We start from the raw sequence: 16,274 nt of genomic DNA on the forward strand, positions 1-16,274 counted from the left end.
GGGGCCTGTCATTTCGAGCGCGGGTCAAATCTCGAGCGCATTTAGATTAGAATTTCTACAGCAACAAACCAAACTTCAGATAATTAAAATAGATAATCAATACAAACGGAACGCTAAATTTAGAATTTAACCAGTTATTTATTGCCCTAGGAAAAATGAATCTATTTGCGAAGATCCAGAATCACATAGTAGACAGCCGCATCTTTGGGCTGGGTCACTGCTATGAAGAACAATTACAATCTATACCTAATCGCGACACTGCTTTTTTCGGCGTCGCCGATCGCGATATCTCATGCCCAGTCTGTCGGGGAAACCGCGCCTGCTGGCACGCAGGCCGGGACGATTTCCCTCGACCAGATCACCGTGACGGCCACGCGCGGCGAGAAGTTGGCGCTGGATGTTCCGGGTAACGTCACGGTCATTCCGCGCACGGAACTCGAAGAGCGCATGACCCGCGACATCCAGGATCTCGTGCGCTACCAGCCCGGCGTCAGCGTCAACCGCATCACCAGCGGGACGGACCCCTTCGGCAACTACGAAGGCTTCAACATCCGCGGCGTCGGCGGCAACCGCGTGCAGATGCAGGTCGACGGATCGCGCGTGATCGAGCGCATCACCGACGGCAACCGCAACTTCGTCGACATGCCCTTCCTGAAGAGCGTCGAGATCGTGCGCGGACCGGGCTCGGTGCTTTGGGGCGCGGATGCCCTCGGCGGCATCGTCTCGTTCCGTACGCTCGACCCACAGGATCTGCTCAAGGGCAAGGACAAGCCCTACGCGGTCAAGCTCGATGCAAACTACGACAGCTTCAACCGCGCTTTCACCAAGACCGGAACCGCAGCGTTCAGGCTGACGCCGACGCTCGAGGCCATCGTCGGACTGAGCCACACGACCGCGCAGGAAGCCAAGCTCAGCCGTGCCCGCGCCAATGGCGGCCGCTGGGGCTGCCCGGTGCCGAGCCTGCGCTATATCGGCTGCGACACGCTGAATCCGCTCGACAGCACGGTGTGGAACGCGTTCGGCAAGCTGGTCTTCAAACCGACGACCGACCACACCTTCAAGCTGACCGGGGAGTATTTCGACAACTCTTCGAGCGTGAACCAGCTGTGGGACTACAATGTCGTCAGCCTGGGCACCCGCAACGGTCCTTATGTGCGGGACGAGGTGAAGTCGCGCCAGCGCATCGCCCTCGAGCATCAGTGGGATGTCGGCGCCAGTTTCCTGGACTCGATCCGCTGGCAGGCGTCCTTCTCGCCGCAGAAGCGCGAGATGACCAATAAGCGGCTTCAGACACTGGCGAATGGCCAGCAGCGCTACACGCGCGGGATCCTCGACTACTCCGAGAAGTTCTCGCAGCTCGACATCGAGGCCAAGTCGAGCTTCGCGCTGGGCTCGACCTTCCACAAGCTGACCTACGGCTTCCAGGGCGACATCACCAACACCGACTATGAGCGTCGCGACGACGTCCGGAACATGACGACCGGCGTCACCACCACGACGATCGCCGGCGGCTTCAACTTCGCCAATGCGACCACCACGCGCTACGACTTCTTCCTGCAGGACGAGATCGAGCTGCTGAACGGCCGTTGGACGATCACGCCGGGCGTTCGCTACGCCAACTACAAGATCGAGCCGAGCATCGGGGCCGGCTATGTGATCGTGCCGGGCAAGGAACCGCGCGACATCGATTCCCACAAGCTGATCCCGCAGGTCGGGACGCTCTTCAGGCTCGACGACACCTATTCGCTCTATGCCCGCTACGCTCAGGGCTTCAAGATGCCGACGGCGCAGCAGCTCTACACCTCGCTGCCCTTCGGCAACCAGAACCTGATCCCGAACCCCGATCTCAAGCCGGAGACCGTCAAGTCCTACGAGGCCGGCCTGCGCGGCCGCTTCGCCAATGGCTGGTTCTCGGTCGGTGTCTTCCATGCCGACTACAAGGACTTCATCCAGAACTTCGCCACGATCCCCGGCACGGTGGACCTGACCTATCGCAACCTTGCGAGCGTCAAGATTTCAGGCGTCGAGGCCTCGGCCGAGTGGAAGTTCCACGAGCGCTGGGTCGGTAATGTCGCACTCAGCTACCAGTACGGAACGCAGCAGACGGAGGCTGGTGCCCGGACGACGCCGTACAACTCGATCAGCCCCTTTACCGCTGTGGCCGCGCTGAAATACCTGATGCCGGAATACGGGCTGGAGGCTGAGTTCATCAGCACCTTCGGTTCGGGCGTCACCCGCGCCAGCACGCCGGCCATCTTCAAGCCGGGCGGCTATTCGGTGTTCGACGCCTTCCTCAACTGGAAGCCGACCTCGTTCATCACCGTGCGAGGCGGCGTCCAGAACATCTTCGACAAGCGCTACTTCTCGAACGTCTACGGCTTCGAGAAGGTGCCGACCCCCGCGTCGGCTGCGGCGGCAAATCCGCTGGAACTGCAGACCGCGCCGGGCCGCACCTTCAAGCTCGCCGCCTCCGTCGAGTTCTGAAACGATCGCCTGTCCCGCCTTACGACGGCCCGCCCTGGTGGGGCATGCCGCTCGGCGACGCTCCGCTCGAGACCCGGAGCGTCGCAACCCTTTTCTGGAGACCGCAATGACCGATACCAGCTTGCCCCGCGAACTGTTGAAACAGGCCCCGGCCAAGATTCTCGCCAAACTCCCGAGCATGGGCCGCGTCATGCTCAGCGCTCGCGCCGCCGGCGCGACGCATGAGCGCATGGGCGTGGTCGAGAAGGTGCAGATCGAGGGCGATTTTGCGCGCCTCTCCGGCGCGATGCATGACAGTGCGCTCGACCTCACCGTGATCACCCGCCTCGTCGCCGACCGCACGAGCAAGATGCGCGAGCGTGTGCTGCCGCGCCTCGAATGCCAGAATGCCGAAGGCGAAGTGCTGTTCAGCCTGATCGGCCTCGACGGGCTGGAGCCGTTCGATCAGGCGCTTGCCGGCTTCGGCCCCGGCGAGGCGCTAGAGCCCGTCGCGCGCGAAGCAGGAGCGGGCGGCGCTCAGGATGTGCCGGACGATGACCTCGGCGCCGCGGCCTTCGCCGCGATCCTGCGCAACGCCACGCCGATCGCCATCGAACTGCGCCGGCCGGGCCTGCACCAGCTCTGGAGCGGCGCCCTGCCCGAGCCGAAGCCGGCCATGGGTTTCGTCAATCTGATGCAACCCGACTTCCACCTGCATCTGCGCGCCGGCGCCATCTCGGGTTGGCGGCGCATGGGCGAAGGCGCGGAGGTCGAGCTGCACGCGCAGGATGCCGAAGGCGCTCCGTTCGGCCTCGTGCTGCGCGGCCCGGCGGCCGCGTTCGACGGCGTTCCACCGGAATGGCGCGCCAACCATGGCTGAGGCCGATCGCATCGAGGCTGCCGAGCTCCTGGCTCACCCGCGTGGAACCTGGCTCCTGCCCCGCAATGGCGAGGCGATCGCGCAGCCCGATCTCATGCGCATCATCGCCGGGGAGCGCGTCGTGCTGCTCGGCGAGACCCATGACGTCGCCGAGATCCATCGCTGGCAGCTGCATGTCACGACCTATCTGCACCTGCTGCGGCCGCAGATGGCGGTCGGGTTCGAGATGTTCCCGCGCCGGATCCAGCCCGTTCTCGACGCCTGGGTCGCGGGCGAGATGGACACCGCGACCTTCATCGAGCGTTCGGAATGGGCGCAGGTCTGGGGCTTCGACCCGGAACTCTACCTGCCTCTTTTCCATTTCTGCCGCCAGCAGCGCGTGCCGATGCTGGCGCTGAACTGTCATCGCCCCCTCGTCACCCGTGTCGGCCAGCTCGGCTGGGAGGCGATCCCGGTCGAGGAGCGCGATGGCGTGACGCCGTCCGCACCGGCGACGGAGGGTTACCGGCGCTATCTCCGGGCGCTCATGAGCGGCTTCGCCGGGCCCGACCGTCCACCAGCCATGGAGCCGGAACGGTTCGACCGCTTCATCCGGGCGCAGCAGACCTGGGACCGGGCCTTCGCCTGCGGCATCGCGGACTATCTGGCGGCGACGCCGGGCGATCCGCTCGTCATCGGCATCATCGGCCGCGGCCATCTCGAATACGGCCACGGAACCCCTTACCAGCTGCGCGACCTCGGCATCGAGGAGATCGCCGTGCTGCTGCCGACAGATCGCGCCAGCCATGAGGCCGCAAGCCTCAAAGGCATTGCCGACGCGATCTTTCGGCTCGACACGCCCGAGCCGCCCTCCCCGAGGCGCCGCGTTCCCGGAACACCTGCGTGAAGGCCGTGCTGTCGCATATCGCGCTGCTGGCGCGGCTCTGCATCGCGGGCCCGGGCGGACGCACCGGGCTGATCTACTTCGTGCTCGTGCTCGCCCTGGGGCTCGCCGGGGTTCAGGTCTCGGTCCGGCTGATCGCCTGGACCGCCGACTTCTACAACGCGCTGCAGAAGCTCGATGTCGATGCGACCCTGCGCCAGATCGCGATCTTCTTCGGCCTGATCGCGATCAGCGTCACCCTGTTCCTAAGCGGCAGCTACCTGCGCAAGATGTTGCAGATTCGCTGGCGGCGCTCGCTGACTGAGGCGGCGCTCGATCGCTGGTTGGCGAGCAAGTCCTACTGGCACCTGCGCGATCGCGCCGACAACGGCCTCGACAACCCCGACCAGCGCATCGCCGAGGATTGCCGCATCTTCGTCGACAAGCTCACCGGCGAGGCGATCGAGCTGATCACCAACATCGTCGCGCTCGTCTCCTTCGTGACGATCCTGTGGTCGCTCTCGACCTTTCCCCTCGCTTTCACTGTGGGCGGCATCGCCATCGAGATCCCGCGCTACATGGTCTGGGCCGCACCGCTCTATGTCGCGATATCGAGCGGCGTCACCCACTGGCTCGGCAAGCCGCTGAAATCGCTGGCCTTCGAACAGCAGCGCCGCGAAGCCGATTTCCGCTTCGCGCTGACGCGGCTGCGCGAGCATGTCGAGGCGGTGGCCCTGGCCGGAGGCGAGGACGCAGAACGCCGCCTGCTGACCCAGCGCTTCGGCGAGATCGTCAGGAACTGGCGGGGCCTCGCCAATCGCGAGCTGATCCTGGGCTGTTTCACCAGACCCTATTTCCAGACGGTGCTGCGCATCCCGCTCTTCCTGGCGCTTCCAGCCTTTCTCGCCGGGCGCGTGACTTTCGGCGGGCTGATGCAGATCGGCTCGGCTTTCCAGAACGTCGTGACGACGCTGTCCTGGTTCATCTTCTCCTATCGGGACCTCGCGGAGCTCGCGGCCTCGGCCAGCCGGCTCAGCCATTTCCTCAACGCCGCCGGTCAGGCAGCCGACGGCTCGCAATCCGCGCTGGTATCGAGCCGGAGCGACCGCATGGCGCTGAGCGACATCAGGCTCGCCACTCCGGAAGGCCGCCCCCTGGCGCCCGTGCCGGACCTGACCTTCGAAGCCGGCGGAACCTACTGGATCGCCGCGCCCTCCGGCCACGGCAAGAGCGTCCTGGTCAAGGCGCTGGCGGGGCTATGGCGCCATGGCTCGGGCCGTCTGGAGCGTCCCGCACTCGGCACCGCTTTCCTGCCGCAACACCCCTATCTGCCTCTCGGGAATCTGAAGTCCGCGCTGGCCTATCCCGCCGCGCCCGAAGCCTACAAGGCAGAGGACTACCGGCAGGCGCTGGCGGCCGTCGGCATGGCCGATCTCTGGGAAGCCGACGAGCCTGCCTGGAACGATGCGCGCCGCGGCCTGTCCGGCGGCGAGCGCCAGCGGCTGGCGCTGGCCCGGCTGCATCTGCAGCGGCCGGACTGGATCGTGCTCGACGAGGCGACGAGCGCGCTCGATCCAGAGGCGGAGCAGCGTCTGCTGGGCGGGCTACGCCAGGCGCTGCCATCTGCGACGCTCGTGCTGATCGCGCATCGCCCTCCGCTTGGCATTGGAGAATACCGCGCGATCCATCTGGCGGAGCGCGACATGGCCGCTCCTACGCTGGCGGGCGCCGCTCTGACGGCATGAACCCTCCTCCCGCTGCGTCCAACGCAATGCAGGCGCCGCACCGGCAGGCGCGTCCCCGAAAGGTCCTGTGATGTCCATCGCCACTCTGCTGGAAGGGCTGCGAGCTGCCTTGCGGCGACGGGGACGAGTTTGGGTCCACGTGCCGCGGCTGCTGCGCTCGCTCTGGAACACGAGTCCGGCGCTCGCCGGGACGATCATCCTTCTGCGGCTGCTCCGGGCGATCCAGCCGCCACTGGTCCTGTTCATCGGCAAGCTGATCGTCGACGAGATCATCCTGCAGACCGCGACGCCGGCGCCCGGGCCGGCCCTGGCCGACTGGGTCGAGAGCGGGCGGCTCAATGTCGTCGCCGGCTGGCTCCTGCTCGAATTCCTGCTGGTCGCGGCGGCCAACGTCCTTGCCCGCATCGGGGCCTTCGTCGAGCGCATCCTGACCGAGCTTCATGACAATGCGCTCGGCGTCGCGCTCATCGAGCAGGTGGCACGCCTGGATCTCCTCGACATCGAGACCAGCGCCGCGCAGGACAGGCTGCAGCGTGCACGGGCCCAGCGCTACATCGGAAATCCGCTCCTTAGCGCAGTCCTCGGGCAGGCGCAGGACGCCGTCACGCTCATCCTCTTCGTCGCCGGGTTGGTCGCGTACGCGCCCTTGCTGATCGTCCTGCTGCTCCTCGCGATTCTGCCGACCCTGGCAGGCGAGGCGCATTTCAACGCCAAGGGGTACGGCCTGAATGTCGCCGTCACCTCAGAGCGCCGACAGATGGAGTACATCCAGCATGTCGGCTCGACCGCCGAATCGGCCAAGGAGATCAAGCTCTTCGGTCTCGGCAGCCATCTCGCCGCGCGCTTCGCCGGATTGGCGGCCAAGGTCCATCTGGCCAATCGCGACCTCGCCGCAAGGCGTGCGCTCTGGGGCAGCCTGTTCGGGGCAATCGCATCGCTCGCCTACTATGCAGCCTACGCCGTGGTCGCCTGGCGCACGCTGACCGGCGCGCTGAGCATCGGCGACCTGACCTTCCTCGCCGGCTCGCTCCTGCGGCTGAACGGCCTGTTCGAGCGCCTGATCCTCGGGCTGACGCAGATCGCCTCGCAGGCCCAGTACCTCGATGACTTCTTCTCCTTCATGGACATGCGCTCCACCATGGCCGTGCCGGAGAAGCCCGTCGCCTTCCCCGCTCCGATGCGCGAGGGCATCGTCTTCGAGAAGGTCGGCTTCCGCTATCCCGGCACGGATCGCTGGGCGCTGCGCGACCTCAGCTTCACCCTGCCAGCGGGCGGGACCCTGGCGCTGGTCGGCGAGAACGGCGCGGGCAAGACCACGATCGTCAAGCTGCTGACGCGTCTCTACGACCCCGATGAAGGCCGCATCCTGGTGGACGGCATCGACCTGCGTGAGATCGCGCTGAACGATCTGCAACGCCATGTCGGCGCGATCTTCCAGGATTTCGTGCGCTATCACATGACCGCCGCCGAGAATATCGGCATCGGCCGATTCGAGCGCATAGAGGATCGCCCGCGCATCGTCGATGCCGCGCAAAGGAGCGTCGCCCATGAGCTGATCGAGAGCCTGCCGCAGGGCTACGAGCAGATGCTCGGGCGCATGTTCGTCGCCGGCCTCGATCTGTCCGGTGGCGAATGGCAGAAGATCGCGATCGCGCGGGCCTATTTCCGCGACGCCAGCCTGCTGATCCTCGACGAGCCGACGGCGGCGCTGGACGCCCGCGCCGAGGCAGCGATCTTCGCGCGATTCCGCAATCTCAGCGAAACCAGCACCGCCCTGCTGATCTCGCATCGCTTCGCGACCGTGCGCATGGCCGACCGCATCCTGGTGCTGGAGAACGGCGCGATCCTCGAAAGCGGCAGCCATGACGCGCTGATGGCGCTGGGCGGCCGCTATGCCGAGCTTTTCGAGCTGCAGGCGGAAGGCTTCCAGTAGGTTCAGGCGCCGCGCGCCAGCGCATCAACCGGATCGAGATGCGCGGCATTGCGCGCCGGCAGGAAGCCGAAGGTCAGGCCGATCAGGGTCGAGCAGGCGATCGCCACGGCGAAGGCTTCGCCGGAGTAGATGAAGCGCACCGGCGAGCCCGCAAGGCCGAAGCCAAGCCCGATCGAGAGCGCCAGCGCGATGCCGAGCACGCCGCCGATGAAGCAGACCAGCGAGGCTTCGATCAGGAACTGCTGCAGGATGTCGCCGCGCCGGGCACCGACGGCCATGCGCAGACCGATCTCGCCGGTGCGCTCGATCACCGAGACCAGCATGATGTTCATGACGCCGATGCCGCCGACCAGCAGCGAGATCACCGCGATCGAGGCGATGAGCAGCGCGAAGGTCGCATTGTTGCTGGTGATGGCCTGACGGATGTCGTCGAGGTTCTGGATAAAGAAATCCTGGGCGCGATGACGGTGGATCAAGAGCTCGGTGACCGCCGCCTGGGCCGCCTCCATCGGCGTGTCGTCGTTGACGCGCAGCGTGATGCTGCGCAGCGAAAGGTCGCCCAGGAACCTGCCCTGGACCGTGGTGTAGGGCAGGAAGACCTGGGGATTCTGGCTGCCGCCGAAGCCCCCCTGTTGCCGGCGCATCACGCCGATCACCCGCGCCGGCACGGCACCGACCAGGACGATGCTGCCGATCGGCTCCTGGCCGGGCTGCGTGAAGAGCACGCCGGCCGTGTTCTCGTCGATCACCACGTCCTGCGAGAGCCGCCGCACGTCGTCGGCGTCGAAAAACCGCCCGCGCAGCAAGGTGCTGCCCCTGACCTCGAAATACTGCTCGCCGACGCCGTTGACGAGCGCCGTCGCCTCGGTAGCGCCGAAGCGCACGGTCGCGGTGGTGGAGACGGTCGGCGTGACGCCAGCGGCATAGGGCTGGCTGGCGAGGATCTGGGCATCGGCGACGGTCAGCGTCTTGATCTGGTTGGACCTTCGGTCGCCGAAGCCGATGCCGGGAAAGATCTCCAGCGTGTTGGTGCCGAGACCGGCAATATTGGCGAGGACCTGCTGGCGCGAGCCCTCGCCGAGGGCGACGACGCTGACCACCGAGGCGATCCCGATCACGATGCCGAGCATGGTGAGCGCCGAACGGAGCTTGTGCGCACGCATCGACAGGAGCGCCATGCCGAACGCCTCGCGGAGACGCCCGAACGCGCCACGCCACGATCCACCCGCCGGCGCCTCTAGCGCCGGATTCGTCGCGGAGCCGGAGATTGGCCGGGTACGCCGATCGGAGACGATCCTGCCGTCGCTCAATTCGACGATGCGCTCGGCCCGGGCCGCGACCGACATGTCGTGGGTGACGAGGATGATCGTATGCCCCTCCCTGCCGAGATCCTCGAGCAGGGTCAGCATCTCCTCGCCGCTCTTGCGATCGAGCGCGCCCGTCGGCTCGTCGGCGAGGATGACCCGTGCGCCATTCATCAGCGCACGCGCGATCGAGACGCGCTGTTGCTGGCCGCCGGACATCTCGGCCGGGCGATGGCTCTTGCGGGCCCCGAGCCCGAGACGCTCGAGCAGAGCGGCCGCGCGGCTACGCCTTTGATCGACGGGAACGCCGGCGTAGATCGCCGGTACCTCGACATTGGCGAGCGCCGTCAGCTCCGACAACAAATGATAGCGCTGGAAGACGAAGCCGAAGTACTCGCGCCGCAGTCGCGCCAATTCATCGGGGCCGAGGTCGCGCGTCGGCCGCCCGTCGATCTCGTAGGTCCCGCCTGTCGGCCGGTCGAGGCAGCCGATGATGTTCATCAGCGTGGACTTGCCGGACCCCGACGGGCCGACGATCGCGACCATCTCGCCGGCCTCGATCGTCAGCTCGGAGCCGTCGAGCGCGGCGACGGCCGCCTCCCCGGCGCCGAAATCGCGCCGGACGCCGCTCAGCCTGATCAGCGGAACGCCCATCGGCTCAGAACCCGAGCGGGCCGCGCATGCGCCGCGCCGCGCTCGCGACACCGCCCGCCGGCGCTCGCGCGGTCACGACTCGCTCGCCGGCTTTCAGGCCAGAGGCGATCTCGGCGACGATCTTGTTGTCGAGCCCGACGGTGACCTGGCGTGGCACGGGCTTGCCGTCCTCGCCGAGCACGTCCAGCCACGCTCCGTCCCCGCGACGCCGGATCGCGGTCGAAGGCACGGTGACGACGCCGCGGGCCCGCCCGACGACCACCGTCACCTGCACCGTCATCGAGGTCAGCAGCCTGCCTTCGGGGTTCGGCACCTCGAAAAGCGCGTTGTAGTAGATGGCCGAGGAGGTCGACGAGGAGGTCGCGCTCGACGAGGCCGAGGTACCGGTGGAATTCTGCGTCTTCAGCGTATCGGGCGCCGGCTCGACGAAGGCGATCTTGCCGGGGAAACGGCGATCGGGCGCCCCGAGCACGCTGAAGAAGACCTCCTGCCCCGTCTTCACGCGCAGGACGTCGGCTTCCGAGATCTTGGCCTTCACCGTCATCGTCGAGACATCGCCGAGCACGACGATGGTGGGTGCCGACTGCACGGCGTTCACCGTCTGGCCTTCCTGGGTGACGATGGCGAGAACCGTGCCGGCCGCAGGCGCCGTGACGCGCGTATAGCCGAGATTGGCGCGCGCCGTTTCGACCTTGACGTTGCCGGAGATGATCTGCGCGTCGAGGGCCGCGATCTGGGCGCGCGTCGTGCGCACCGTCATCTCGGCGGATTCGAAATCGTCGCGCGAAACGGCATTCTGGCCGAGCATCTGCTTCTGGCGCGCCAGCACGGACTCGGCGTAGGCGAGGCTCGCCAGCCGCTCCTCGCGCTGCGCATGCATCACCGCGACCTCGGCTTCCGCCGACCGCAGGGCGTTCTGCTGGGTCACGGCATCGATCTCGGCGATCAGATCGCCCTGGGCGACATGCTGTCCGAGCGTCACCTTGAGCGAATTCAGGCGTCCGGAAGCCTGCGCGCCGACGCTGACCTGCCTGACCGGCTCGAGAGCGCCACTGGCGAGGACGGCCTCCTCGACATCGCCGATCGCGGCGACGACCGTCGGGAGCGGCGCGGCGGCGGGTTGCGACGCCTGCTGCGAGCGCAACGCATAGCCGCCCGCCCCCAGCATCCCGAGGACGAGCAGCAGCAAGATGGCGCGGCGCATTCTCATGGTTGCAGCGGCTCCACGGTGAGGGCTCGCAGACGCGGCCCTTGCGGCGGGTCCTCGACCCTGGGGCGCGACACCTCGACCGGCCTGAGCCAGCCGCCGCCGAGCGCCTTGTTGAGCGCGATGAACCGGTTGGCGAGGGCGATCCGGCTCTGGATCAGCGAGTCTTCGGCGCTGTACTGCGAGCGCTCGGCGTCGAGCACATCGAGGAAGCTGATGCCGCCCGAGCGGTAAAGCGCCTGCGACAGCTTCGCCGCCTCGCCAGAGGCGGCTGCCGCTTTGGCAAGGCTCGCCAGCCGCAGCCGCTCCTGGCGCAGCCCGACCAGCGCATTCTCGACGTCCTGCAGCGCGCTCAGCACGGCCAGGCGCAGCGCCGCGTCCGACTGGTCGCGCTGGGCCCGTGCCGCGTCGACGGCTGCTGCAAGCTCGCCGCCGTTGAAGATCGGCACGCTCAGCGAAGGACCGATCGACCAGCCGACCGCACTGTTCTTCGCGAGGTCTCCGAGCTTCAGCGCAGAGGTCGAGATGTTGCCGGTCAGACTGACGGACGGATAGCGGGCAGCTTCGGCCTGGCCGATGCGCGCCGTCGCCTGGCCGAGCAGGCGCTCCGCGCGGCGAACATCCGGGCGATTGCGCAGCACGTCGGCGGGCACCCCGGCAGCCGGTGGCGCAGGCGTCGACGGCACCGGCCCGGCACCGACCAGGCGAGCCGCGACCGTCGAAGGCGGCCTGCCGGTCAGCACGGCGATGCGGTTGAGGCCTTCTGCGAGCGCGATCTCCAGCGCGGGTATCTGCGCTTCCGTGCTCGCGACCTGCGCCGTTGCCCGCGCGGTATCGGTCGCCGAGACCGCGCCCGCCTGAAAGCGCACCTTGGTCAAGGCCTCGGTCTCGCGCTGCGTCGCCGCGGTGCGCCGTGCCAGCGCGATGCGCGCCTGGAAGCCGCGCACCTCGATCACGGTGGAGGCGACATCGCCGACGAGCGTCAGCAAGACGCCGTCGAGATCGTCGTCGGCGGCATCGACGCCATAGGTCGCGGCCTCGACGGCGCGGTCGCGGCCTCCGAAGAGGTCGAGCTCCCAGGACGCATCGAGACCGGCCCGGAAGCTGTTGCGGGTCACATTGCCGAAGGAAGAATCCGCGCTGGTGGCAGACCGGGAGCGCGTCGCCGAGGCCGAACCGTCCACCTGTGGGAACAACGGCGCGATCGCCTGGATCCGGCTCGCCCGCGCCTCGCGAATGCGTGCCTTGGCCTGGGCGACGTCGAGATTGCCGGCAACGGCGTCATCGACCAGGCGGTTCAGGGCGGGATCCTTGAACTGCCGCCACCATTCGGAAGGGAGCGCTGGCCGCTTGCTCTGCGCGGCCGCATTCCACTGCGCCGGCAGGGTTTGCGCCGGCGGGGCGTAATCGGGGCCGACCGCGCAGGCACCGAGGCCAAGCAGCAAAGGCAAAGCGAACAGGCCTGCCAGATCCGATCTTCGCCCGTCGCCGAAGCGCATATCCTCACTTCCGCTGGATTGACACCGTCACCGCTCCAGCGGAAAGGCGCGTGTCGGCACCATCAGGCGCCTTGCACGATCTGTCGGAGAAGCAGGAGCCGTCCGGCGACTCGAAAGATCCGCTTCTCGCGAATTCGCAGAACTACAAACCGATCCCACCAATTGCAAGGCAGGTCGAAAAGCTTAGAATAGCTCCAAATTCTGGGAGGAATCGGATCGATCGACCGCCGCTTTCAGATGCTGGGTCCGGGAGCTCGTGATGACCAACGCTGGCTCGCCATCCTTCCACCGGACCTGGGACGTGCAACATCGGCTCGCGAATTGTGCGTCGAGCGTTTTCGGCGGTCGGCGGCGATGCTCCATGGGTCGGGTTCGCGACTGGCGCCGCGAAGCGCGGCTCGCAGCGCGCGGGGCAACAGGCTTGCCGGAAAGCGGGGGGCCGTACGAGTCAGCTACGGGCCAGGTGCGGACATGGCCGAGTTGAGAAACCGTCTCTTGCCGGCTTAGGAGAAGTTTGCGTCATGATGGCTTGATTGCCGACATGCTTGATGCAAGCGGGGCGCTGCTCGCCCCTCCTGCCATTGTGCCTCTGTTCTCGAAGGGGGAGGGTGTGACGATCACCCTTATGCTCGCCAGGCGCGGCGCGGCTGTGCTTGGCACAGCCGGCGCTGGCTACGTTTGCGGGGTGTAGGCGCGTTGGAGGCTCGCGGCGCCGTTCGCGCTGAGCCCGCCATGCGCCCTAACCCGAATCACCTCAAACTGGCTGACTGGGGTCATTCTGCTCGCGGCCCTAGTTCTTGCTAGCGATGTCCTGATCGGGTGGAGAAAGACTACGCCTCTCTTCGCGGGCGGCGTCGGCTTTCGGGACGTCGGCTACCTCACCGGCTCTTTTTGGCTCCTGGGTACTTGGTGGGTGCCTGGCTGCCGATTGGCCTTGCCCGTAAGCTTTTCCCGACGCCTTTCAGCCGCAGGCTCCTTGCCGTCGCGCAGCAGCCCTTTCGCTTCATCTCGCCGGGCTCGCGCTACGCGAAGATCAATTGCAGGGTAGGCCCGATCGAGAGCTTCTTCTGCTTCCCGTCAAAGCGATAAGCGAGGCACCATAGTTTTGCCCCGGTCGGCTTGATTCAGAGTTGGAGGCCTTCGCCATCGAGGAGCTGGAGCACTTACCCTTCTGCGGGCCGGGCTCCCCCTATTGCAACGTCGGTCAATGGCATGATGGCCTAGCTTCTCAAGGTGATGGCCTTACGGCCTCACAAGGCCATCAACTTCTCCGACAGTCAATGAATGCGGGCGAATACCGGTGAACGCTATGTCGCTGATTTTCAGGCGGCTTCACAAGCATCTGAAGGCGCCGAAGGTCGACGAGCGATGTTATGGTGCCCCTGGCCGGGATCGAACCAGCACTCCTTGCGGAACTCGATTTTGAGTCGAGCGCGTCTACCAATTCCGCCACAGGGGCCCCTTGCGGGCGGCGCGGACTATAGCTGTCGATCCCGTCCGGTCAATCTCGCGTGAGCGGCTTTTTCGCACAGGCCTCCGGCATGGACGCGGCGCGCCGGGGCGGATAGCTAGGAGCGCGTCCATTCCGATGGATTTCCCTCCGCGCAGAACCCCCGCTATCGACGAAAAGGCTGGAGCATGGCTACCGCCAATACGCCTCCCGCTCCCGCCAGCCCGCTGGAAAGACCGGGAGCCTTCAAGCGCCTCTATCTCTGGACCCTGTCGCTCGCCGCACGACCCGCCGCTCAGCTCTGGCTTGCGGTCGTCGCCTTCGTCGAGAGCTCCTTCTTCCTGATCCCGGCGGATGTGCTGTTCGTGCCGATGGCGCTGGCCAATCCGCGGAGGGCCTATCGTTACGCTCTCATCGCCACAGCCTTCTCGACGCTAGGCGGCATCGCCGGCTATGCGCTGGGCTATTTCGCCTTCGATGCGCTCGCCCGCCCCGTCCTTGCCTTCTATGGCAAGCTCGCCGCCTTCGAGGCGCTGCGCGCCTGCGCCGGCCCCGATACCACCCTGCTGCTGCTGACCACCTCCGGCCTCGCCCATCTGCCGCCGATCAAGGTGGTAACCATACTCGCCGGCGCCGTGCATGTCGGGCTCGGCTTCTTCGTGATCTCCTGCATTCTCGCCCGCGGCGCCCGATTCTTCGCGCTCGCCTTCCTGCTGCGCAGCTACGGCCCGGCGATCCGCCATTTCATCGAGCGGCGCCTCAAGTTGATCGCCTTCGGCGGCGCCTCGCTGGTGATCCTGCTCTATTTCGGCCTCAAGCTCCTGACAGGCTCCGGCCAACTCCTTTCCTGCTGAGCGACCCATGACCCCCACCCCTCTCGCAGACGCCTTCGCAAATCCGCGCCGTGTCATCGCCCTGATCGGCCTCGCCAGCCTCGCACTGATCGCCGGCGCCTGGTTCTTCGAACTCGTCGTGCTGTTGCGGCCCTGCAAGCTCTGCCTTGAGCAGCGGGTTCCGCACTACGCCGCGATCGGGCTTGCGGCCGTCGCGCTGCTGCTTGCCCACTCGCGCGGGGCCCAGTTGGTCGCCCTCGCCGCCCTCGCCCTGCTGATGACGTGGAGCACCGGGCTCGGCATCTACCATTCCGGCGTGGAATGGGGCTGGTTCGCCGGCCCGAACGATTGCGGCGGCGCCCCCGCCCCCCTTGCTGCCGGCATGCAGGATTTCATGAAGCAGTTGCAGACGACCCGCGTCATCTCCTGCACCGAGGCCGCCTGGCGCTTCCTCGGCCTCTCGCTCGCCGGCTGGAACGCGCTTGCGTCGGCAGGGCTGCTGATCGCAGCGCTGCTCGGGCTCAGAAGCGGCGTGAGGCGGTCCGAAAATTCGCTGGCGTGAGTCGGCTGGCGTGACTTCCGAGAACCGGAGCGCAGCGGACAGATGTCCGTGAGCACCGGAAGTGCAGAAAGTCGCGTCAGGCGGCCGCGACAGTAGGATTTGCGGTCTGGCTCAAGGTTCGAGCTCGGAATCCCAGTAGAGATAGTCGAGCCAGCTATCGTGCAGATAGTTCGGCGGAAAGAGCTTGCCGTTGCGGTGCAGGTCGTTGATCGACGGCGCGAAGGGCTTCTGCATCGGGATCATGCCGACGGCGGTCGGCATCTTGTCGCCCTTGCGCAGATTGCAGGGCGAGCAGGCGGCGACGACGTTCTCCCAGGTCGTCAGCCCGCCCTTCGAGCGCGGAATGACGTGGTCGAAGGTCAGCTCCTCGCGCCCCAGGCAGTACTGGCAGGCGAAACGGTCGCGCAGGAAGACGTTGAAGCGGGTGAAGGCGGGCGTGCGGGAAGGCTTGATATAGGTCTTGAGCGAGACCACCGAGGGCAGCTTCATGTTGAAGCTCGGGCTGCGCACCACGGTGTCGTATTCGGAGACGATGTTGACCCGGTCCATGAAGACCGCCTTGATCGCGTCCTGCCAGCTCCACAACGACAGGGGGTAGTAGCTCAGCGGCCTGAAATCCGCGTTGAGCACCAAAGCCGGACAGCCATCCGGCGAAGCCATCGGATGCATTACATGCGCCGTCACCCGTATCGCGCCTCCGCTTAATCGAGCCGGACGAATCCCGTAGCCCGACAATGTAAGCGCGAGACGACAGGATTGTGAAGCGTCCGTTAAGAGGCAGGCGCGCAAGCGCCGTCATTCCCGCGGCGAGCCTGGCACGCTGGCGGAAACGACGACGTCAAATAGGTGATGTCGAGAGGTCCGCCCGGGGAATGCCCCCGG

The 16,274-nt window shown here is 66.6% G+C and carries 11 protein-coding genes and 1 tRNA gene; 7 read left to right on the plus strand and 5 right to left on the minus strand.

The window, feature by feature from the left end; translation table 11 throughout:
- Positions 1-222: 222 nt before the first annotated feature.
- From AC1REK_RS25895 to AC1REK_RS25915, 5 genes are all read left to right on the plus strand, one after another.
- On the plus strand, positions 223-2,484 hold the full coding sequence (locus AC1REK_RS25895) for a TonB-dependent hemoglobin/transferrin/lactoferrin family receptor (protein ID WP_492269993.1): 2,262 nt from the start codon (positions 223-225) through the stop codon (positions 2,482-2,484).
- A gap of 106 nt (positions 2,485-2,590) precedes the next feature.
- The gene (locus AC1REK_RS25900) at positions 2,591-3,343 is read left to right on the plus strand and encodes a hypothetical protein (RefSeq protein WP_492269994.1); all 753 of its coding nucleotides are present in this window, start codon (positions 2,591-2,593) and stop codon (positions 3,341-3,343) included.
- Positions 3,336-4,229, plus strand: coding sequence for a ChaN family lipoprotein (locus AC1REK_RS25905; protein ID WP_492269995.1), 894 nt, complete (start codon positions 3,336-3,338; stop codon positions 4,227-4,229). The genes AC1REK_RS25900 and AC1REK_RS25905 overlap by 8 nt, the downstream gene beginning before the upstream one ends.
- The gene (locus tag AC1REK_RS25910) at positions 4,226-5,950 is read left to right on the plus strand and encodes an ABC transporter ATP-binding protein/permease (protein WP_492269996.1); all 1,725 of its coding nucleotides are present in this window, start codon (positions 4,226-4,228) and stop codon (positions 5,948-5,950) included. Before AC1REK_RS25905 ends, AC1REK_RS25910 begins: the two co-directional genes overlap by 4 nt.
- Positions 5,951-6,089: 139 nt before the next feature.
- A complete protein-coding gene (locus AC1REK_RS25915) occupies positions 6,090-7,883 on the plus strand; it encodes an ABC transporter ATP-binding protein (RefSeq protein WP_492269997.1) in 1,794 nt (597 codons plus the stop codon).
- Positions 7,884-7,885: 2 nt separating this feature from the next.
- On the opposite strand, the gene AC1REK_RS25920 is transcribed toward AC1REK_RS25915, so the two are convergent.
- The 4 genes from AC1REK_RS25920 to AC1REK_RS25935 all read right to left on the minus strand — a co-directional run bounded on the left by AC1REK_RS25920 (position 7,886) and on the right by AC1REK_RS25935 (position 14,006).
- On the minus strand, positions 7,886-9,841 hold the full coding sequence (locus AC1REK_RS25920) for a MacB family efflux pump subunit (RefSeq protein ID WP_327521292.1): 1,956 nt from the start codon (positions 9,839-9,841) through the stop codon (positions 7,886-7,888).
- Between the two features lie 4 nt (positions 9,842-9,845).
- Entirely contained in the window at positions 9,846-11,051 is a 1,206-nt protein-coding gene (locus tag AC1REK_RS25925; protein ID WP_327521293.1) for an efflux RND transporter periplasmic adaptor subunit, read from the minus strand.
- Positions 11,048-12,547, minus strand: coding sequence for an efflux transporter outer membrane subunit (locus AC1REK_RS25930; RefSeq protein WP_492269998.1), 1,500 nt, complete (start codon positions 12,545-12,547; stop codon positions 11,048-11,050). Before AC1REK_RS25930 ends, AC1REK_RS25925 begins: the two co-directional genes overlap by 4 nt.
- A 1,374-nt stretch (positions 12,548-13,921) precedes the next feature.
- A tRNA-Leu gene (locus AC1REK_RS25935) sits at positions 13,922-14,006 on the minus strand.
- A gap of 179 nt (positions 14,007-14,185) precedes the next feature.
- Between AC1REK_RS25935 and AC1REK_RS25940 the strand changes: the two genes are divergently transcribed.
- Both AC1REK_RS25940 and AC1REK_RS25945 read left to right on the plus strand, forming a co-directional pair.
- On the plus strand, positions 14,186-14,851 hold the full coding sequence (locus tag AC1REK_RS25940) for a YqaA family protein (protein ID WP_492269999.1): 666 nt from the start codon (positions 14,186-14,188) through the stop codon (positions 14,849-14,851).
- 7 nt (positions 14,852-14,858) lie between these two features.
- Positions 14,859-15,392: a disulfide bond formation protein B gene (locus AC1REK_RS25945; protein ID WP_492270000.1), complete on the plus strand. Its 534-nt coding sequence runs from the start codon at positions 14,859-14,861 to the stop codon at positions 15,390-15,392.
- 111 nt (positions 15,393-15,503) lie between these two features.
- On the opposite strand, the gene AC1REK_RS25950 is transcribed toward AC1REK_RS25945, so the two are convergent.
- Entirely contained in the window at positions 15,504-16,061 is a 558-nt protein-coding gene (locus tag AC1REK_RS25950; protein ID WP_327521297.1) for an HNH endonuclease, read from the minus strand.
- Positions 16,062-16,274 lie beyond the last annotated feature (213 nt).

The organism is Allobosea sp. GW823-FHT02B03 (assembly GCF_058797755.1).